The sequence below is a fragment of the Mycobacterium sp. NGS49 genome (assembly GCF_059812565.1).
Window position 1 is genome coordinate 142,880 of the sequence record NZ_JCALCX010000005.1, and the last position, 19,218, is coordinate 162,097.

Here is a 19,218-nt window from a genome sequence, read left to right on the forward strand (position 1 = left end):
CAACAAGCGAAGAGGAGGTTCGATGGCGGCGGGCCAGTTGTGGGCTGGTGTGGATGTCGGCAAGGAACACCACTGGGTGTGCGTGGTCGACGACAAGGGCGCTGTGGCGCTCTCGCGCAAGCTCGCCAATGATGAGCAACCGATCCGCGACCTGATCGGCGAGATCGAAGGGTTGGCCGGACAGGTCACCTGGACGGTGGATTTGACCACGGTGTACGCCAGCCTGCTGTTGACGGTGCTGGCCGACGCCGGTAAGTCGGTGCGCTACTTGGCCGGCCGACAGGTCTGGCAGGCCTCGGTGACCTACCGCGGCGGTGAAGCCAAGACCGACGCCAAGGACGCCCGGGTGATCGCCGACCAGTCCCGCATGCGTGGCGCGGATCTGCCGGTGCTGCATGCTGACGATGGCTTGATCACCGAGTTGCGGATGCTCACCGCCCATCGCGCGGATCTGGTGGCCGATCGCACCCGCACCATCAACCGGCTGCGCCAGCAACTCATCGCGGTGTGCCCGGCGCTGGAGCGGGCCGCCCGGCTGGCCCAGGATCGCGGTTGGGTGGTGCTGCTCTCGCGCTATCAAAGACCGAAAGTGATTCGTCACAAGGGGCTTTCGCGGCTGACGCGGATACTGGCCGATGCCGGGGTGCGCAACGCAGCCACGATCGCTGCGGCGGCGGTGGCGGCCGCCAAGACCCAAACGGTGCGCCTGCCCGGCGAAGAAGTCGCCGCCAAACTGGTGGCCGAATTGGCGCAGGGGGTGATCGCCCTCGATGACCGCATCAAGAACACCGATGCCGATATCGAGGGTCGATTTCGCCGCCATCCGCTCGCTGAGGTGATCACCAGCCTGCCCGGCATGGGCTTCCGGCTCGGCGCAGAATTCCTCGCCGCCGTAGGCGATCCCGCGCTGATCGGATCGGCTGACCAACTCGCCGCCTGGGCCGGACTGGCCCCGGTATCCAAGGACTCCGGAAAACGCACCGGCCGACTGCACACGCCCAAGCGCTACAGCCGTCGACTGCGCCGAGTGATGTACATGTCCGCACTGACCGCGATCCGCTGTGACCCGCATTCCAAGGCCTACTACCGGCGCAAAAGAGACCAAGGCAAACGAGCGATCCCAGCCACGATCTGCCTGGCCCGACGCCGCACCAACGTCCTCTACGCACTCATCCGAGACAACCGCACCTGGCAAGCCGACTCACCCCCAATCACCGAATCGGCGGCTTGACTTCTTCATTGAGAGTCCCTTCTGAAGCGGTATCGAGCACTGCTCACTGTGCCCGCTCGAAGGCGTCGACGCACCGATTTCGTCAGCTATGCCCACACAGCCCCAGCCCGGTGGTCGCTACGATCTAGGGACTCGACGGCAAGGGAGCCTCAGTGAGCAACGTGAACGACAAACCGGGCCGGGGCGACATCGCGAAGTTCGACCCGGGAATGACCAGGCGCATGGTCAGTGTCATGCGCCCGATAGTGAAGACCTACTTCCGGTCCGAGGTTCGCGGCCTCGATGAATTCCCGCCCGGCGGAGCCCTCGTGGTCGGCAATCACTCCGGTGGCCAGTTCCCGATGGACGTCCCGATCCTCAGTGTCGACTTCTACGACAAGTTCGGCTACGACCGCCCGGTGCTGACGCTCAGCCACGACATCCTGTTCATGGGCCCGACGGCGGACTTCTTCCGCAAGACCGGCTACATCCGGGCCAACCGGAAGAACGCCGCCGAGGCGCTGCGATCCGGCGGGGTGGTGGTGGTCTTTCCCGGCGGCGATTACGACGCGTACCGCCCCACCGCCGCCGAGAACGTCATCGACTTCAACGGTCGCAAGGGCTACGTCCGCACCGCGATCGAAGCCGGAGTGCCCATCGTGCCCATGGTCGGCATCGGTGGTCAGGAGACCCAGCTGTACCTCACTCGCGGCACCTGGCTGGCCCGAAATCTGGGCATCAAAAGGTTGCTGCGCAGCGACATCCTGCCGCTGTCGTTCGGCTTCCCGTTCGGGTTCAGCGCCGCCATCCCGCCCAACCTGCCGCTGCCCGCCAAGATCGTCATGCAGGTACTGAAACCTATCGATATCGCAGCGCATTTCGGCGACGACCCCGACGTCGACGAAGTCGACGAGTATGTGCGGTCGGTGATGCAACAGGGGCTCGACGAGCTCGCCGCCAAACGTCGATTCCCGATTGTGGGCTGAGCCGTGGCGTCTCGTCTGCAAGAGGTACGCGGTCTGATCACCACCCTGCGGCGCGCGGGCATGATCGCGCCGATGCGACCCGACCGCTATGTGCGGATGGGAGCCGCCATGCGCCGTGAGGGCATCGGTTTCACCTCCGGGTTCGCCGGCGCCGCGCAACGATGTCCGGACCGGCCCGGCCTGATCGACGAACTCGGCACCCTCACCTGGCGCCAAATCGATGAGCGCGGCCACGCATTCGCCGCAGCGCTGCAGGCACTGCCGGGCGGCACGCCCAAGGTGGTCGGCATCATGTGCCGCAACCATCGCGGATTCGTCGATGCGTTGTTGGCCGCCAACAGGGTCGGCGCGGACATCCTGTTGCTCAACACGTCCTTCGCCGGCCCCGCGCTGGCCGAGGTGGTCAGCCGAGAAGGCCTGGACGCCATCGTCTACGACGAAGAGTTCACCGCGACTGTGGACCGTGCGCTGGCCGACGCACCGAATGCCACCCGCATCGTGGCCTGGGTCGACCAACCGCACGACAACACCGTCGAGAAGCTCATCCGGGCCCACATCGGACAGCGGCCCGAACGCACCGGCAAGAAAAGCAAAGTGATCCTGTTGACTTCCGGCACCACCGGAACTCCCAAAGGCGCCAAGCATTCTGGTGGTAGTGGCGGAATCAAGACGCTCAAAGGCGTGCTGGACCGCACCCCGTGGCGGGCCGAGGAGCCGATCGTGATCGTGGCGCCGATGTTCCACGCGTGGGGGTTCTCCCAGTTGGTGCTGGCCTCCTCGTTGGCCTGCACGGTGATCACCCGGCGCAAGTTCGATCCCGAGGCGACGCTTGCTCTGATCGACCGTCATCAGGCGACGGGCCTGGCGGTGGTTCCGGTGATGTTCGACCGCATCATGGAGCTGCCTGACGAGGTCCGAAACCTATACAGCGCCAAGTCGTTACGCTTCGCCGCGGCATCCGGTTCGCGGATGCGCCCCGACGTCGTCGTCGCGTTCATGGACCAGTTCGGCGACGTCATCTACAACAACTACAACGCCACCGAGGCCGGCATGATCGCCACCGCCACGCCGGCGGACCTGCGCGCGGCGCCCGACACCGCCGGAAAGCCGGCCGAGGGCACCCAGATCCGGATCCTGGACTCCGACTTCAATGAAGTGCCGACCGGTGAGGTCGGTACCATCTACGTGCACAACGAAAGTCAGTTCGACGGCTACACATCCGGCAAGACGAAAAACTTTCACGCCGGCTACATGTCGTCGGGAGACGTCGGATACCTGGATGCGAACGGACGTCTGTTCGTGGTGGGCCGGGACGACGAGATGATCGTCTCCGGCGGGGAGAACGTCTACCCGATCGAGGTGGAGAAGACGCTCGCGGCTCATCCTGAGGTGGCCGAGGCGTCTGTGATCGGCGTGGACGACGAGCAGTACGGCCAGCGGTTGGCGGCGTTCGTGGTCCTGGAGCCGGGCGCCGCGGCAACGGTCGAGACGCTCAAACAGCACGTGCGGGACAACCTCGCCAATTACAAGGTGCCGCGCGAGATCACGGTGCTCGACGAGCTGCCGCGGGGCAGCACCGGCAAGATCCTGCGCAACGAACTGCAGGCCAAGGTGAGTGGCTCATGAACGTGCGACGGGCGCTTCGACAACTGCGCCGCCCGCGACCGCTGACCCGGGCAACGGTGGAATTTGTCAACGCGGTCAACGGATTACGCCCCATCACCCGCAATCCCTACGCCTCGCCGACGGTTTTCTGGTTCGGCTGGCCCACTTCGGAGGTGCCGGGGCTCTACGCCTCGGTGTCCGCGCTGGACGCGGTACGCCGGGGCCGGCGCGGCGACTTCGCAGGGGCGAAAGGCAAAGTGGCGCTGGCGTTGACGGCGGGGTCGTGGGCGATCCTGGCCGTGATCCGCTATCGCGGGATCACGACTCCCGGCCCGGTGTTGGAGGCGGGACTGACCGAACAGCTCGGAGCCGACTACGCCGAGCAGCTCAAGGCACTGCCCACCGAGCCGACCCGGCGCGGACGACGCAATCTGCCGCTGCGGACCACGGTGGCGCGGCGCCGCTTCGTCGACAAGCAGAACATCGTGTCCTACGGGCCGCACGGACGGGCCAACCTGGCCGACATCTGGCGGCGACGGGATCTCCCGCTGGACGGCAAAGCCCCGGTGCTGCTACAGATTCCGGGCGGGGCCTGGATGATCGGGTGGCGCCGCCCGCAGGCCTATCCCCTGATGACTCACCTGGTTTCGCGCGGCTGGGTGTGCGTGTCGATGAACTACCGCGTGTCTCCGCGACACACCTGGCCCGCCCACATCGTCGACGTCAAACGCGCGCTGGCCTGGGTCAAGGAGAACATCGCAGCCTATGGTGGAGATCCGAACTTCGTTGCGCTCAGCGGCGGTTCGGCCGGCGGTCACCTGACCGCCCTGGCCGCCCTGACGCCCAACGACCCCAAATTCCAGCCCGGCTTCGAAGACGCCGACACATCGGTGATGGCCGCCGTCCCGTTCTACGGTCGCTACGACTGGTATTCCACCGAGGAGCCGGGGCGCGCGCAGTTCGTCCAGGTGCTGGAAAGGTTGGTGGTCAAGCACAAATTCGACACGCACCGCGAGATCTACCTCGAGGCCTCCCCGCGGCGGTACGTGCACGTCGACGCGCCACCGTTTTTCGTGCTGCACGGAACCGACGACTCGCTCATCCCGGTGTCCGAGGCACGGGAGTTCGTCGAAGAGCTGCGATCGGTGTCCAAGGCCCCGGTCGCCTATGCCGAACTCCCCAATGCCCAGCACGCATTCGACATCTTCGGGTCACCCAGGGCCAACAAGGCCGCCGAGGCGGTCGCCCGGTTCCTGTCCTGGGTGTATGTGACGAACTACTCGACCGACCGCGAGTTCTGACCGCCTACAGGCCGGCGGCGCGTTCCAGCTCGGCCAAAGCCGGCTCGATGGCGTCGGCCATCTCGTCGATGTCGTTGGCCACCTCCGGCGTCGTCACGAAACCGAAGTCGAGGTGCTTCTGGTAGGAGAAGCAGGTGATGTTGAGCGCCACGTCCATGACCGGTGGCCCGAGCGGAACCAGCGAATCCAGTCTGGCACCGGCCATGTACAGCGGGACGGGCGGCCCCGGCACGTTGGAGACGACCAGGTTGATCGGCGCCAGGTTGTGCGACAGCCCGCTGGCGGTGTAGGCGCGCGCGGCGAGCTGCAGCAACCCGGGCGGCGTGGTCTCGGTGAGCCCCATAATCTGATGTGCGGAAAGCGCTTTGGCCATTTCCTTGGCGTTCTGCGTGCTCTCGTGGATGGCCTTGAGCCGTTCGGCCGGATCGTCGATGTCGGTGGCCAGGGACGCCGTCATCGAGCTGATCTGGTTGCCCACGTCGGACTTGTTTTCTTCGGTACGGGTCGACACCGGAATCTGCGCGATCAACGGCTTGTAGGGCAGCTCGTCACGCTTTTGCAGGTATTCGCGTGCCGCACCGGACACCAGGGCGAGCACCACATCGTTGAGCTTGACGCCGAACGCATCTTTGACCGCCTTGACCCGCTCCAGCTCCACCCGGCAGCCGGTGATGCGCCGGTGCGGCGACACAGTCGCATTGAACCGGGTCTTGGGGGCGTCGAAGTAGCGCGGCGGCCGGGTGCCCACACCCAGGGCGGCGATCTGCTGACGCACGGTCTGCTCCAGCAGCCGGGCGATGCGGAACGGCGTCATGATGCCGACGTTGATCAGCGCGCCCAGCGCACGTCGCTCCAGGCCCGGGATGGTGAAGCCGACGAATCCCACCGTTTCCTTCTGCGCGGGCCGCGGTTCGACGGTGACGTCCAAAAGGATCTCACCGAGCCCGGCGCCCGAGACACCGTCGACGATGGCGTGGTGCATCTTGGTCAACGTGGCGATGCGGCCGCCTTCGACACCTTCGATCACCCAGAGTTCCCACAGCGGCCGGCTGCGGTCCAGCTTGTAGGACATCAGTCTGCCGACGAGTTCCTCGAGCTCGCGGCGCCCGCCGGGTGCCGGAACACCGATGCGCCGGATGTGAAAGTCGATGTCGAGTTCCTCATCCTCGACGAACCAGGGACGGTCCAGGCCGAGCGGGGCACCGGTTACGCGCCAGCGTAACTGCGGGATCTCGGGCAGCCGCTCGATCAGCAGTTCGCGGAGTCGCTGAAAGCTGTAGTCGGGCGCCTTCCTGGGGTCACAAATCGCCAGCGCACCGACATGCATGTGCCAGCCTGCGGTTTCGGCAGACCAGAACGCCGCGTCAACACTCGAGAGCCGTTTCATCCCACGACCGTAGCCCGCGGCCACCCGCCGAAGCCAGCGATCTCCAACAATGTCACACGGGCGCGAGGCGCGCGAGCGTATGCGGCTCAGGCGTCTTCGAGCAGGTCCGGGGTCACCGCGGACTCGGTGTCGGGAATGCCGTCCACTTTCGCTTTTCGGTCGGCCATCGATAGCAAGCGCCGGATACGTCCTGCCACAGCATCTTTCGTCATCGGCGGATCGGCGAGCCGACCAAGTTCCTCCAGCGAAGCCTGCCGGTGCTCGACTCGCAGCCTGCCTGCGGTGGCCAGGTGGTCGGGCACCGTGTCGCCGAGTATCTCCAGCGCGCGTTCCACCCGGGCGGCCGCTGCCACCGCGGCGCGTGCCGAGCGGCGCAGATTGGCGTCGTCGAAATTCGCGAGCCGGTTGGCCGTGGCGCGGACCTCGCGACGCAGCCGGCGCTCCTCCCAGACCAGCCGGGTGTCCTGGGCGCCCATCCGGGTCAGCAACGCTCCGATCGCCTCGCCGTCGCGCACCACCACCCGGTCGGCGCCACGCACCTCACGCGCCTTGGCACTGACCCCGAGCCGACGTGCCGCACCGACCAGAGCGAGCGCCGCCTCCGGCCCGGGGCAGCTCACTTCCAGCGCCGAGGACCGGCCCGGCTCGGTTAACGAGCCGTGCGCCAGGAAGGCTCCCCGCCACGCCGCTTCGGCGTCGGCGATGCTGCCACCCACCACCTGCGCCGGCAGGCCGCGGACGGGACGTCCGCGCATGTCGAGCAACCCGGTCTGACGGGCCAGTGCTTCACCGTCGGTGGCCACCCGCAGCACGTAGCGGGTGTTCTTGCGGATTCCGCTGGCCGACAATACGTGCACCACCGCGTTGTAGCCGTAGAGGTCGAAGATGTCCTTGCGCAGCCGGCGCGCGATACTACCCAGATCGACCTCGGCCTCGACGACCACCCGGCCCGCGACGATGTGCAACCCGCCGGCAAACCGCAGCAGGGACGTGACCTCCGCGCGCCGCGCGCTGACCGACTTCACTACCAGACGGCTCAGCTCGTCCTTGACTTCGGTCGTCATCGCCACGCGTCGTCACCCCTCGGTCGTACACCTTCGATCGGTACCTCTTCTGTGGCCTTCACCGCAGGCGCCGCCGGATCCCTGTCTCGCACGCGCACCCCGTCCAGCACGGCCGCCAGCTTGCCCGGGTCATGTAAAGGTGTACCAGGTCGGGCCACGTCGGCGAAGTGGACCTCGGCCTGCAGCAGTGTCGCAGTGCGGCGCAAGTGATCACGTTCCCGGTCGCTGGGCACCCGGTCGGTGTCGATGATGACCTCGTCGACCGTGAAACCGGGCGCATGCTGGGCCAGCACGTGCAGATGGCGTTCCACCGAGAAGCCTGCCGTTTCGCCCGGCTCGGCGACCAGGTTGAGCACCAACGCCTTGCGGGCCCGGGTGGCCTGCAGCGCCTCGAGCAGCCCCGGCACCAGGACGTGCGGGATCACGCTGGTGAACCACGAGCCGGGTCCCAGCACCACCAGCTCGGCCGACATGATGGCGTCGACGGCCTGCCGGGTCGCAGGCGGGTCGGCGGGCAGCAATCGCACCCGGCGCACCTTGCCGGGCGTCGATGCGATCCCCACCTGACCCCGGATCACCCGGAACATGCGGGGATCGGACTCCAGGCCCGACACGTCCGCCTCGATCTGCAGGGCGATCGGGCACATCGGCAGCACCCTGCCCTTGACCCCGAGGATGCGACCGATCTCGTCGAGGGCCGCGACGGGGTCGGCCAGTAGCTCGGAGACCCCGGCCAGCAGCAGGTTCCCGATCGGGTGCCCGGCCAGCGCGCCGCTGCCGCCGAACCGGTGCTGCAGGATGGTCGCCCACAACCGGCCGTGCGGACTGTCGGATGCCAACGCCGCCAACGCCATTCGCAAGTCACCCGGCGGGACCACGTCCAGTTCGCTGCGCAGCCGGCCCGACGAGCCGCCGTCGTCGGCCACCGTGACGATGGCGGTGACGTGCGGGGTGAGCCGGCGCGCCGCGGACAGCGTGGCGTACAGGCCGTGGCCGCCGCCGAGCGCGACGATGTTGTCGGTCATTCGCGGCCCAGATCCCGGTGCAGCGCCCGAACCGTCAGTTGCGGATCGGATCGCAACAGACCCATCAGCGCCTCGGCGATCGCCACGCTGCGGTGCTTGCCGCCGGTGCAGCCGATGGCGACCGTCATGTAGCGCTTCCCCTCCCGCCGGTAGCCCTCGACCACCAGCGACAGCAGCCGATGGTAGGTCTCGAGGAATTCGGCCGCGCCCGGTTGGCTCAACACGTAGTCGCGTACCGGCTCGTGTTGACCGGTCAGCGGGCGCAGCTCGTCCACCCAGTGTGGGTTGGGCAGGAACCGGACGTCCATCACCATGTCGGCGTCCATCGGCAGGCCGTACTTGAAGCCGAAGGACTCGAGCGTGACGCTGGTGGTCGCGCCGGCGTTGCCACCGAAGGCGCGCTCGATGCTTTCCCGCAGGCCGCGCACCGACAATGTCGAGGTGTCGATGATCAGGTCCGCGGTGGCCCGCACCGGGGCCAGCATCCGGCGCTCGGCGGCGATGCCTTCGGCCAGTGTCTGCTGGCCCTGCAGCGGGTGACTGCGGCGGTTGTTCTCGTAGCGGCGCACCAGCATGTCGTCGGAGGCCTCCATGAACACCACCCGTGGCCTGATGTTGCGGGTGGCCAGTTCGTTGCGAACCTCGTCCAAGTCCCCGGTGAACCCGCGCGAGCGCACGTCCATCACCACGGCGAGCTGGGTGATCCGCGATCCGGCGGCCAGTCCGAAATCCACCATGCGGGTGATCAACTGGGGCGGGAGGTTGTCGGCCACGTACCAGCCGAGGTCCTCGAGCACCTTGGCGGCCGTGCCGCGGCCGGCACCCGACAACCCGGTCACCAGAACGACATCGATGCCGGCGGAGGTGTCGCTGTCGGTCATTCCGAAGCTCCCGTCGCGTCGGGCCGTAGTGCCTCGAGGACGGCCGTGGCGGTGGCCACACCGATACCCGGCACGGCGGTGATCTGGTCGACGGTGGCCTCCTTGAGGCGGGCTATCGATCCGAAGTGCGTGACCAGCGCCTTGCGCCGGTGCTCACCCAATCCGGGTACGGAATCCAGCGCCGAGGCCGTCATCCGCTTGGATCGCTTGCTGCGATGGTAGGCGATGGCAAACCGGTGCGCCTCGTCGCGCACCCGCTGCAGCAGATACAGCCCTTCGCTGTTACGCGGCATGATGATCGGTTCGGGCTCTGCGGGCACCCAGATCTCTTCCAGCCGCTTGGCCAGGCCGATCACGGCGACGTCAGTGATGCCGAGCTCGTCCAGCACCGCGCCGGCCGCGTTGACCTGCGGCGCGCCGCCGTCGACGACGAACAGGTTGGGCGGGTAGGCGAACCGGCGTGTCTTGCCCTCCGGGGAAAGCAGATTCGGATCCTGCTGATCGTTGAGGTGCCGCCAGAACCGGCGCCGGGTGACCTCGGCGATGGAGGCCACGTCGTCGGAGCGCCCCTCCCCCGCGGCCTCCCGGATCCCGAAGTGCCGGTAATCCGATTTGCGCGGCAAGCCGTCCTCGAAGACCACCAGCGAGCCCACCACGTCGGTACCCTGCACGTGGCTGATGTCGACACACTCGATGCGCAGCGGCGCGTCGGCCAGGCCCAGGGCTTCCTGAATATTCTGCAGCGCAACGGATCTGGCATTGAAATCGCCGGCCCGCTTCAATTTATGTTGCTGCAGTGCGTCTTTCGCGTTTCGCTGAACGGTCTCGGCGAGGGCCCGCTTGTCGCCGCGCCGCGGCACCCGCAGCCGGACCTTGCCGCCACGCAGCCCGGAGAGCCAGCTGGCCAGCTCGTCGTGGTTGGACGGCAGACAGGGCACCAGCACCTCGCGCGGCACCGGGTTCACGGATTCGTCAGCGGCCCCACCCAATTCGGCCTGTTCGCCGTAGAACTGCGTCAGGAACTGCTCGACGATCTGCTCGGCTCCGGTGTCGCCGGGGTCTGCCGACTTCTCCACAATCCAGCCGCGCTGACCACGGACCCGACCGCCGCGCACGTGGAAGACCTGTACCGCCGCCTCGAGATCGTCGTCGGCGAAGGCCATCACGTCGGCGTCGGTGCCGTCGCCGAATACCACCGCCTGCTTCTCCATGGCCCGCTTCAGTGCGCCCAGGTCGTCGCGCAGCCGCGCGGCACGTTCGAAATCCAGCTCGGCGGATGCCCCGTGCATCTGTTGTTCCAGCTCACGGGCGAATCGCTCGGTCTTGCCGGACAGGAAGTCGCAGAAGTCCCCCACGATCTGGCGGTGCTGCTCGGCACTGACCCGGCCGACGCACGGGGCCGAGCATTTGTCGATGTAGCCGAGCAGGCACGGGCGGTCGATCTGGTTGTGTCGCTTGAAGACTCCGTTGGAGCAGGTTCTGGCCGGGAAAACCCGGGTGAGCAGGTCCAGCGTCTCGCGGATCGCCCACGCGTGCGAGTACGGCCCGAAATACCGCACCCCTTTGCGCCGCGGGCCCCGGTAGACCATCAGCCGGGGGAACTCCTCGTTGAGGGTGACGGCCAGCACCGGGTAGGACTTGTCGTCGCGGTAGCGGACGTTGAAGCGCGGATCGAACTCCTTGATCCAGTTGTATTCCAGCTGCAGCGCCTCGACCTCGGTATTGACCACCGTCCACTCGACCTTGGCCGCGGTGGTCACCATCTGGCGGGTCCGGGGGTGCAGTCCGGCGATGTCGGCGAAGTACGACGTCAGCCGGCTGCGCAGGCTCTTGGCCTTGCCGACGTAGATGACACGGCCGTGGGCATCCCGGAACCGGTAGACGCCCGGCTCGACCGGGATGGACCCGGGCGCGGGACGGTACGAGGCGGGATCTGGCACGTCTCTAGGCTAGTGGTCGCCTACCAAGCGCCCAGAACGACAGGGCCCGGCGGCTCGGGTGGGCTACCCAGGAGGCGCCCAGCAGGTGGCGTCACTTACGTCGAGAAAGCGGTCCGACCGCTGTCCCAGCCGCGATGATGTGCGCCGGGCGCGACATAGAACGGCGGGACCGGTCACGGTACCTGGTCCCACTCTTGGCCGGGGCCATCGAGGCCGCAATTGAGGCGGTTCACCGCAGTCCCCGGATTCGGGTTGCCGAAGCCGGCGCTGAGGCACGGGCCGATACCGTTCGCGAGCTGACCGTTGGGCTGAAGAGTCCAACGCTGACTGATCCAGCCGGTGCAAGGGACCAACGTCACCAACCACTGGTTCACGACGCCCAGTGCCAGACAGGTCCCTGGGAAGGCCGCACTCCCGATCGTTCCGTCCGAGTTGAAGTTCCAGCGCTGGGTTTCCGACTCGTCGCACGGGTTGAGGACCGTCGCAGCGTTGAAGTCCCCGCTCGGGCCGTCCAGACACAAGTTGGCCAACCGGTTCTTCAACCGGACCGGGTCGTCGGCGCTCGCCTCACCGGCGCCGAGCAGCGCGACACCGAACGTCGCGCCAACTAGGACAAGGGTCCGTCGCACACCGCCCGCAAACCGCGGGCCCTTCAGAGTCGGCATTCCGCCATCGTATGGGCAGCGCCCTCAGCGGGCGTGCAGGTCCGGCCGGTAGCGGGCCAGCTGCTCGCGGACGGCGTCCATCGCGTGCACGGCACGCTCCTTGTCCACCGCCTGAATCGCCATCACCGGGATGTACTCGTCGTCGGGCAGGTCGATGCGCGCCCAGCGACTGCCCGCCGGAAACGACACACCGACGATATCCGGCCAGCGGATCAGCTTGTCGCTGAAGACATTACGCACCGAGAGGCCGGCCGATCCGACGCGTAGCCGCGGTCGGGTGAACAACAGCGCCAGGCCCGCCAGGATCACACCCAGCACTACCATCGCCACCTGGTCAGCTGTCTGAAAAACCACACCGGTGGCGCCGGCCTTGAGTACCAGGCCGACCGCGATGTGCGCCACCAGGATCAGAACCGCCGCGCCGTAGGCGAATATCGGTGTCAAGTGGGGACGGCACACCAGGTCCCACCGCGGGTCGCGGTCCCCGCGCCGGGTCGGCTGCGTCACGACTGGGCGCGCAGGTCGCGCAAGGTCAGCGCGGTGGTCAGGGCCGCCGCGGCCGCCTGAGCACCCTTGTCTTCGGCCGACGACGGCAAGCCCGCCCGGTCCAGCGCCTGTTCCTCGGTGTTCGTGGTCAGCACGCCGTTGGCCACCGGGGTCGACGCGTCCAGCGAAACCCTGGTCAGCCCCTGGGTCACCGCATCGCAGACATAGTCGAAATGCGGTGTCTGGCCACGGATCACCACACCGAGCGCAACGACGGCGTCGTGGTTGCTAGCCAACTCCTGGGCCACCACCGGAATCTCGATCGCGCCGAGCACCCGCACGACCGTGGGACTGTCGATCCCGGACGCGGTTGCCACCCTGCGGGCACCGGCGAGCAGCGCATCGCAGATGGTGCCGTGCCAGGTGCTGGCGACGATTCCCAGCCGCACATCCGACGCGTCCACCGCCGGCATGTCCGGTATGCCGGCGCCACCGCTCACCAGGCACCACCGCTCACAGGGCACCACCGAATTCGCCTGGCAAGTGCACAGATTCGTGAAAATCGTCCAGGCCGACCAGATCGTGGCCCATCTTGTCGCGCTTGGTCATCAGGTAGCGGATGTTCTCCGCGTTGGCGCGTACCGGCAACGGCACCCTTTCGATGATGTGCAGTCCATAGCCGTCCAGGCCGACCCGTTTGGCGGGATTGTTGGTCAGCAGCCGCATCGAGCGCACCCCGAGGTCGACGAGGATCTGGGCGCCGATCCCGTAATCCCGTGCGTCAGCCGGCAGTCCGAGTTTGAGGTTGGCGTCCACGGTGTCTTCGCCGGCGTCCTGTAGCTGATAGGCCTGCAGTTTGTGCATCAGCCCGATGCCCCGGCCCTCGTGTCCGCGCATGTACAGCACGACACCGCGTCCCTCGCGGGCGACCATGGCCATCGCGGCGTCCAGTTGAGGGCCGCAGTCGCAGCGACGGGAGCCGAACACATCGCCGGTCAGGCACTCCGAGTGCACCCGCACCAGCACGTCGTCGCCCTCGCCGCTGGGCCCGACGATGTCACCACGAACCAGCGCGACGTGCTCGACATCCTCGTAGATGCTGGCGTAGCCGATCGCGCGGAACTCGCCGTGCCGGGTGGGAATCCGGGCCTCGGCGATCCGCTCGATGTGTTTCTCGTGCTTACGGCGCCACTCGATCAGGTCGGCGATGGTGATCAGGGCGAGCCCGTGCTCGTCGGCGAACACGCGCAACTCGTCGGTCTGGGCCATCGAGCCCTCGTCTTTTTGGCTGACGATCTCGCAGATCGCGCCCGCCGGTTGCAGCCCCGCCATCCGGGCCAGGTCGACGGCGGCCTCGGTGTGCCCGGGACGGCGCAACACCCCACCGTCCTTCGCGCGCAAGGGGACGACGTGACCGGGCCGGGTGAAATCTGTGGAGACACTGGCCGGGTCGGCCAGCAGGCGCATCGTGGTAGCCCGGTCGGAGGCCGAGATCCCGGTTCCCACACCGATTCTCGCGTCGACGGTGACGGTGTACGCGGTGCCGTGCTTGTCCTGGTTCACCGCGTACATCGGCAACAGGCCCAACCGGTCGCAGATCTCGCCATCCAGCGGAACGCACAGATATCCCGAGGTGTAGCGAACCATGAACGCGACCAGTTCGGGGGTGGCCTTTTCGGCCGCGAAGATCAGGTCGCCTTCGTTCTCGCGTTCCTCGTCATCGATGACGACCACGGCCTTGCCCGCCGCAATGTCGGCAACCGCCCGTTCGACGGAGTCCAACCTCGTCATCTTGCTTCCTTACCTGGCCGTTGTTGCTAATCAGTATGAACCACGTGGCCCCGTGGTCATTGCGCCTTCTCCCGGAGTCGACCCGTACCGTCAGCCCCGCGCCTGCAGCAGCCGTTCCACGTACTTGGCGATGACGTCCACCTCGAGGTTCACCTGCGTGCCCACCGGGGCCGTGCCCAGCGTGGTCAGCTCACGGGTGGTCGGGATCAGCGAGACCTCGAACCAGTCCCGGGATTCGGCGCCCAGAGCGGAGACGGTGAGAGAGATGCCGTCGACGGTGATCGAGCCCTTCTCCACCACGTAGCGCGCCACCGAGGCGGGCATCTCGACGCGCACCACCTCCCAGTGCTCGGAGGGGGTACGGGCCACGATTTCACCGGTGCCGTCGACGTGGCCCTGCACGATGTGCCCACCGAGGCGACTGTTGAGCGCCGCGGCGCGCTCGAGGTTCACCCGGCTGCCGGGACGCAGGTGACCCAGGTTGGAGCGGTTGAGCGTCTCGGCCATGACGTCGGCACTGAACTGGCCGTCGGGCAGCACGTCCACCACCGTCAGGCACACGCCGTTGACCGCGATCGAGTCCCCATGGCCGGCGTCGGAGGCGACCGTCGGCCCGCGGATGATCAGACGCGCGGCGTCGGCCAGCGCGTCGCGGCCGGTCACCTCTCCGAGTTCCTCGACAATTCCGGTGAACATCGCACCAGGTTAATGAGTGTTCCCGCGCCTTGGCACCCGCCTGGTTTCCCGGCCGGGTCGGGGCCACCCTCTACGATGCTGGGTATGCAAAAGACCCGCCGTCTTCTGGCTGTCCTCGCTGCGCTCAGCGTCGCGATCACGCTCGTGGCAGGATGCACGATCACCAAAAAGGCCAAAGGCGGTCCCCTGCCCGACGCGAACACTTTGCTCAAGCAGGCCACCGAAACCACCAAGGCCGTCAAGAGTGCGCACATCATCCTGACGGTGAACGGCAAGATCCCGGGCTTGTCGATCAAGTCGCTGAGCGGTGATCTGAACACCGAGCCCACCGCCGCCAAGGGAAACGTCAAGCTCACATTCGCCGGATCTGACATCGATGCCGACTTCGTGGTGTTAGACGGGATCCTGTACGCCGCCCTGAGCCCGAACAACTGGACCCCATTCGGCAAGGCCGCCGACGTCTATGACCCGTCGCAGATTTTGAGCCAGGACAAGGGCTTGGCCAACGTGCTGGCGAATTTCACCGAACCCAAAGCCGAAGGGCGGGACAACATCAACGGCCAACCTGCCATCCGCATCAGCGGAAAAGTCACCGCCCAGGCGGTGAACGCGATTGCGCCACCTTTCAGCGCCAGCGAACCGGTCCCGGCCACCATCTGGGTACAGGAGAACGGTGATCACCATCTGGTGCAGGCCAAGTTGGAACGCGGCACGGGCAATTGGGTGCAGATGACCCTGTCGAACTGGGGCCAACAGGTCCAGGTCACCAAGCCGACGGAGAACTGATAATCATGCGAGCAGGACGCAAAGTCGCGATAAGCGCGGGCAGCCTGGCGGTACTACTGGGTGCCCTGGACACGTATGTCGTCATCACCATCATGCGCGACATCATGAACGGTGTCGGTATCCCACTGAACCAGCTGCAGCGGATCACCTGGATCGTCACGATGTACCTTCTGGGTTACATCGCCGCCATGCCGCTGCTGGGCCGGGCATCGGACCGGTTCGGCCGCAAGTTCATACTGCAATGCAGTCTGGCCATGTTCATCGTCGGCTCGGTGGTCACCGCGCTGTCCATGGCCATCGGCAAATGGACCTTCGATGTCGGCGACTACACCGTCTCGTTCGAGGATCCGAACCGGGCGTTCCAGGTCCTGATCGTCGGCCGCACCATTCAGGGCATCGCCAGCGGCGCCCTGCTGCCGGTCACGCTGGCACTCGGCGCCGATCTGTGGTCGCAGCGCAACCGCGCCGGTGTGCTCGGTGGCATTGGGGCCGCGCAGGAACTCGGCAGCGTGCTGGGGCCGCTGTACGGGATCTTCATCGTCTGGTTGTTCCACGACTGGCGAGACGTGTTCTGGATCAACGTCCCGCTGACCCTGATCGCCATGGTGCTGATCCACTTCAGCCTTCCTGCGCAGGACCAGAGCGCCGTGCGCCAACGTATCGACGTGGTCGGTGGTCTGCTTCTCGCCCTGACTCTGGCTCTTGCGGTGATCGGGTTGTACAACCCGACGCCCAACAGCGAGCACGCGCTACCGAGCTATGGCTTGCCGCTGGTGATCGGGGCGGCAGGCGCCGCAGTGTTGTTCATTCTGTGGGAAGTCTTCGCCCGCACGCGACTGATCGAACCGAGAGGGGTGCGTTTCCTGCCCTTCCTGGCCGCGCTGGGTTCGTCGGTCTGCGCCGGTGCGGCACTGATGGTGACGCTGGTCAACGTGGAGCTGTTCGGCCAGGGCGTCCTGGGCAAGGACCAGGTCCAAGCGGCCGGCATGCTGCTGTGGTTCCTCATCGCGTTGCCGATCGGGGCGCTGGCGGGCGGATGGATCGCCACCCGGGTGGGCGACCGGATCGTGGTGTTCGTCGGTCTGTTGATTGCCGCCGGTGGTTACCTGCTGATCTCCCACTGGCGTGAAGACCTGCTCACCGACCAGCACAGCATCTTCGGACTGTTCTCACTGCCCGCCATGCACTTCGACCTCGTGGTCGCCGGGGTGGGGCTGGGCCTGGTGATCGGCCCGTTGTCGTCGGCCACCTTGCGCGTCGTCCCAGCGGCGCAGCACGGCATCGCCTCGGCGTTGGTGGTGGTGGCGCGGATGACCGGCATGTTGATCGGTATGGCTGCGCTGAGCGCCTGGGGCTGGCACCGGCTCCAACAGATCAAGGAATCGATGCCCAAGACCCCTAATGGTGCAGACGCGATCGAGGCCGGGGCCGCGGAGGGAGCCCGATCCATCCGGGCCTTTGCTCAGATGTACGGCGGAATCTTTACGATCACCGTGGTCATCTGCGTGGTGGGAGCACTCCTGGGTCTGCTGCTGGCCGGCCGGAACGTTCACGTCGACGAACCCGAAGAAGTCCCTGCCGAACCGGCGCTCGCTGCTCACCAGGCACCCCAGCAGGTGACCCATCCGGAGCCGGCGCCCGGGAAGGCCGCCCCGGCGCTACCGAGCTACCAGGCTGAGCAATAGGTCCGGTCCGACCTGCTCGACGCTGTCGAACTGCCAGCGCAGGGCGTGCGCCATGCTGGACACCCCCACGTCGTCCACCGCGGTCACCGGGCCCCCCAGCAAGATCGGCGCGACGTAGGCCAGGATCCGGTTGATCGCCCCGGCCCTCAGGAAGGCACCGGCCAGGGTGGGGCCGCCTTCCAACAGCACATCGGTGCGGTCGGCCAGCGCCCTGAGCACCTCGACGGGCTCATGGGTGCGGATCACCATGGTGCGTGCATCGTCGTTGAGGACTTTGGCTTCCGACGGGATCTCGCGTTTTCCCACCACCACCCGCAGCGGCTGCTGGGGCGACAGCGAACCGTCCGGAAGCCGCGCGGTCAGGGCCGGATCGTCGGCCAGGACGGTACCGGTGCCGACCACGATCGCGTCCGCGATGGCGCGACGACGGTGCAGGTCGGCCCGGGAGGCATCACTGGAGATCCACTGACTGGATCCGTCCGCGGCGGCGCTGCGGCCGTCGATGCTGGTCGCATACTTCCACGTCACGTGGGGAAAGCCGGTGCGCTGCTTGTGCAGCCATTCCCGCAGCGGACCGGCCGCCACCTGGTCTGCCATGATGCCCGAGCGCACCTGCAATCCCGCCGCCGTGAGTCGTCCGGCGCCACCACCGGCGATGCCGTTCGGGTCGTTGAGCGCGTAGATGACCGTCCCCACCCTGGCTTCGATGAGCGCGTTCACGCACGGCGGCGTCTTGCCGTAGTGGTTGCACGGCTCCATGGTGATCACCGCGATGCCGCCCGCGGCCAGACCGCCCGCCCGGCGCAAGGCGATGACCTCGGCGTGGTCACCACCGGCCGGCTGGGTGGCACCGACACCGACCACCCGCCCTTCCTGGTCCACGATCACCGCCCCGACCGGCGGGTTCGGGTAAGTGGTGCCTTTGACCTGATACGAGTGCTCGATGGCCAGGCGCATCGCCTCTTCGATGCTCTTGACCTGCTCGGGAGTGTTCGGGCCGGTCACGAAGCGCTCCCCCGCCCAAGGTGGTGTGACGCCGCGCTGGCCTGCCGACGCAGCGCCTGGACCGCGGCGGCCGGATCCTGCGCCCCGTAGACCGAGGATCCGGCGACGAAACAGTCGACTCCGGCTTCGGCGGCCTGCTCGATGGTGTCCTCGTTGATGCCGCCGTCGATCTCGACCAAGATGGTCAACTCTCCGGCGTCGATCAGCTTGCGGGCCGTTCGCACCTTGCTCAGCACGTCAGGTATGAAGCTCTGGCCGCCGAAGCCGGGTTCGACGGACATGATCAGCAACGTGTCGAACTGCGGCAGGATCTCCAGGTAAGGCTCCAGCGGAGTACCGGGCTTGACGCTGATTCCGGCTTTCGCGCCCGCGGCCCGGATATCGCGGGCCACCCCGACCGGATTGTCGGTGGCTTCCGCGTGGAAGGTGACGTTGTAAGCGCCGGCCTCTGCGTACGGTGGCGCCCAGCGGTCCGGGTCTTCGATCATCAGGTGGCAGTCCATCGGGATGCTACTGGCCGCCAGCAAACTCTCCACCACCGGTAGACCGATCGTCAGGTTCGGCACGAAGTGCCCGTCCATCACGTCGACGTGCAGCCAGTCGGCGCCGTGCACCGCGGCCGCTTCGTCGGCGAGCCGAGCGAAGTCGGCCGCCAGAATGGACGGCGCTATCAGCGGACCCCCCTTATCAGGCATGAGCGACAGA

At 67.1% G+C, this 19,218-nt stretch carries 18 protein-coding genes; 6 read left to right on the plus strand and 12 right to left on the minus strand.

What is annotated here, in order from left to right; genetic code table 11:
- Positions 1 to 22 precede the first annotated feature (22 nt).
- From AC5Y7D_RS06900 to AC5Y7D_RS06915, 4 genes are all read left to right on the plus strand, one after another.
- Positions 23 to 1,231, plus strand: coding sequence for an IS110 family RNA-guided transposase (locus AC5Y7D_RS06900; protein WP_499922702.1), 1,209 nt, complete (start codon positions 23 to 25; stop codon positions 1,229 to 1,231).
- Between the two features lie 209 nt (positions 1,232 to 1,440).
- Positions 1,441 to 2,196 (plus strand): 1-acyl-sn-glycerol-3-phosphate acyltransferase, encoded by a 756-nt coding sequence (locus AC5Y7D_RS06905; protein WP_499922704.1) that lies wholly within the window; start codon positions 1,441 to 1,443, stop codon positions 2,194 to 2,196.
- A gap of 15 nt (positions 2,197 to 2,211) precedes the next feature.
- Complete coding sequence (gene fadD12, locus AC5Y7D_RS06910) at positions 2,212 to 3,822, plus strand: acyl-CoA ligase FadD12 (protein ID WP_499922707.1); 1,611 nt, start codon at positions 2,212 to 2,214, stop codon at positions 3,820 to 3,822.
- Positions 3,819 to 5,102 carry an alpha/beta hydrolase gene (locus AC5Y7D_RS06915; RefSeq protein WP_499922558.1) on the plus strand — a complete coding sequence of 428 codons (1,284 nt, stop codon included), beginning with the start codon at positions 3,819 to 3,821 and terminating at the stop codon, positions 5,100 to 5,102. Before fadD12 ends, AC5Y7D_RS06915 begins: the two co-directional genes overlap by 4 nt.
- A gap of 4 nt (positions 5,103 to 5,106) precedes the next feature.
- On the opposite strand, the gene AC5Y7D_RS06920 is transcribed toward AC5Y7D_RS06915, so the two are convergent.
- The 10 genes from AC5Y7D_RS06920 to AC5Y7D_RS06965 form a co-directional block, all read right to left on the minus strand.
- The gene (locus tag AC5Y7D_RS06920) at positions 5,107 to 6,489 is read right to left on the minus strand and encodes a WS/DGAT/MGAT family O-acyltransferase (RefSeq protein ID WP_499922559.1); all 1,383 of its coding nucleotides are present in this window, start codon (positions 6,487 to 6,489) and stop codon (positions 5,107 to 5,109) included.
- Between the two features lie 86 nt (positions 6,490 to 6,575).
- Positions 6,576 to 7,553 (minus strand): DNA-binding protein WhiA, encoded by a 978-nt coding sequence (whiA, locus tag AC5Y7D_RS06925; protein WP_499922560.1) that lies wholly within the window; start codon positions 7,551 to 7,553, stop codon positions 6,576 to 6,578.
- A complete protein-coding gene (gene yvcK, locus AC5Y7D_RS06930) occupies positions 7,550 to 8,578 on the minus strand; it encodes a uridine diphosphate-N-acetylglucosamine-binding protein YvcK (protein WP_499922561.1) in 1,029 nt (342 codons plus the stop codon). The genes whiA and yvcK overlap by 4 nt, the downstream gene beginning before the upstream one ends.
- On the minus strand, positions 8,575 to 9,459 hold the full coding sequence (rapZ, locus tag AC5Y7D_RS06935) for an RNase adapter RapZ (RefSeq protein ID WP_499922562.1): 885 nt from the start codon (positions 9,457 to 9,459) through the stop codon (positions 8,575 to 8,577). The genes yvcK and rapZ overlap by 4 nt, the downstream gene beginning before the upstream one ends.
- Positions 9,456 to 11,399 carry an excinuclease ABC subunit UvrC gene (uvrC, locus tag AC5Y7D_RS06940; RefSeq protein WP_499922563.1) on the minus strand — a complete coding sequence of 648 codons (1,944 nt, stop codon included), beginning with the start codon at positions 11,397 to 11,399 and terminating at the stop codon, positions 9,456 to 9,458. The genes rapZ and uvrC overlap by 4 nt, the downstream gene beginning before the upstream one ends.
- Positions 11,400 to 11,572: 173 nt before the next feature.
- Positions 11,573 to 12,064 (minus strand): Rv1419 family lectin, encoded by a 492-nt coding sequence (locus AC5Y7D_RS06945; protein WP_499922564.1) that lies wholly within the window; start codon positions 12,062 to 12,064, stop codon positions 11,573 to 11,575.
- Positions 12,065 to 12,088: 24 nt separating this feature from the next.
- On the minus strand, positions 12,089 to 12,571 hold the full coding sequence (locus AC5Y7D_RS06950; protein WP_499922565.1) for a PH domain-containing protein: 483 nt from the start codon (positions 12,569 to 12,571) through the stop codon (positions 12,089 to 12,091).
- Positions 12,568 to 13,050 (minus strand): 6,7-dimethyl-8-ribityllumazine synthase, encoded by a 483-nt coding sequence (ribH, locus tag AC5Y7D_RS06955; RefSeq protein ID WP_499922566.1) that lies wholly within the window; start codon positions 13,048 to 13,050, stop codon positions 12,568 to 12,570. The genes AC5Y7D_RS06950 and ribH overlap by 4 nt, the downstream gene beginning before the upstream one ends.
- A gap of 13 nt (positions 13,051 to 13,063) precedes the next feature.
- Entirely contained in the window at positions 13,064 to 14,341 is a 1,278-nt protein-coding gene (locus AC5Y7D_RS06960; RefSeq protein WP_499922567.1) for a bifunctional 3,4-dihydroxy-2-butanone-4-phosphate synthase/GTP cyclohydrolase II, read from the minus strand.
- Positions 14,342 to 14,431: 90 nt separating this feature from the next.
- Entirely contained in the window at positions 14,432 to 15,037 is a 606-nt protein-coding gene (locus AC5Y7D_RS06965; protein WP_499922568.1) for a riboflavin synthase, read from the minus strand.
- Between the two features lie 84 nt (positions 15,038 to 15,121).
- Between AC5Y7D_RS06965 and AC5Y7D_RS06970 the strand changes: the two genes are divergently transcribed.
- Together AC5Y7D_RS06970 and AC5Y7D_RS06975 are read left to right on the plus strand one after the other, a co-directional pair.
- Positions 15,122 to 15,823, plus strand: a complete 702-nt coding sequence (locus AC5Y7D_RS06970) for an LppX_LprAFG lipoprotein (protein WP_499922569.1) — start codon at positions 15,122 to 15,124, stop codon at positions 15,821 to 15,823.
- A 5-nt stretch (positions 15,824 to 15,828) separates the two neighbouring features.
- Complete coding sequence (locus tag AC5Y7D_RS06975) at positions 15,829 to 17,508, plus strand: MFS transporter (RefSeq protein ID WP_499922570.1); 1,680 nt, start codon at positions 15,829 to 15,831, stop codon at positions 17,506 to 17,508.
- Here AC5Y7D_RS06975 and ribD read toward each other — a convergent pair.
- Positions 17,482 to 18,513: a bifunctional diaminohydroxyphosphoribosylaminopyrimidine deaminase/5-amino-6-(5-phosphoribosylamino)uracil reductase RibD gene (gene ribD / locus AC5Y7D_RS06980; RefSeq protein ID WP_499922571.1), complete on the minus strand. Its 1,032-nt coding sequence runs from the start codon at positions 18,511 to 18,513 to the stop codon at positions 17,482 to 17,484. The genes AC5Y7D_RS06975 and ribD overlap by 27 nt on opposite strands.
- Positions 18,510 to 19,217, minus strand: coding sequence for a ribulose-phosphate 3-epimerase (gene rpe / locus AC5Y7D_RS06985; protein WP_499922709.1), 708 nt, complete (start codon positions 19,215 to 19,217; stop codon positions 18,510 to 18,512). Before rpe ends, ribD begins: the two co-directional genes overlap by 4 nt.
- Position 19,218 lies beyond the last annotated feature (1 nt).

Bases quoted from the DNA above. Each gene is read 5' to 3' on its own strand.
- AC5Y7D_RS06900 (WP_499922702.1), top strand. From the start codon at position 23: ATGGCGGCGGGCCAGTTGTGGGCTGGTGTGGATGTCGGCAAGGAACAC.
- AC5Y7D_RS06905 (WP_499922704.1), top strand. From the start codon at position 1,441: ATGACCAGGCGCATGGTCAGTGTCATGCGCCCGATAGTGAAGACCTAC.
- AC5Y7D_RS06915 (WP_499922558.1), top strand. From the start codon at position 3,819: ATGAACGTGCGACGGGCGCTTCGACAACTGCGCCGCCCGCGACCGCTG.
- AC5Y7D_RS06920 (WP_499922559.1), bottom strand. From the start codon at position 6,489: ATGAAACGGCTCTCGAGTGTTGACGCGGCGTTCTGGTCTGCCGAAACC.
- whiA (WP_499922560.1), bottom strand. From the start codon at position 7,553: ATGACGACCGAAGTCAAGGACGAGCTGAGCCGTCTGGTAGTGAAGTCG.
- yvcK (WP_499922561.1), bottom strand. From the start codon at position 8,578: ATGACCGACAACATCGTCGCGCTCGGCGGCGGCCACGGCCTGTACGCC.
- rapZ (WP_499922562.1), bottom strand. From the start codon at position 9,459: ATGACCGACAGCGACACCTCCGCCGGCATCGATGTCGTTCTGGTGACC.
- AC5Y7D_RS06945 (WP_499922564.1), bottom strand. From the start codon at position 12,064: ATGCCGACTCTGAAGGGCCCGCGGTTTGCGGGCGGTGTGCGACGGACC.
- AC5Y7D_RS06960 (WP_499922567.1), bottom strand. From the start codon at position 14,341: ATGACGAGGTTGGACTCCGTCGAACGGGCGGTTGCCGACATTGCGGCG.
- AC5Y7D_RS06965 (WP_499922568.1), bottom strand. From the start codon at position 15,037: ATGTTCACCGGAATTGTCGAGGAACTCGGAGAGGTGACCGGCCGCGAC.
- AC5Y7D_RS06970 (WP_499922569.1), top strand. From the start codon at position 15,122: ATGCAAAAGACCCGCCGTCTTCTGGCTGTCCTCGCTGCGCTCAGCGTC.
- AC5Y7D_RS06975 (WP_499922570.1), top strand. From the start codon at position 15,829: ATGCGAGCAGGACGCAAAGTCGCGATAAGCGCGGGCAGCCTGGCGGTA.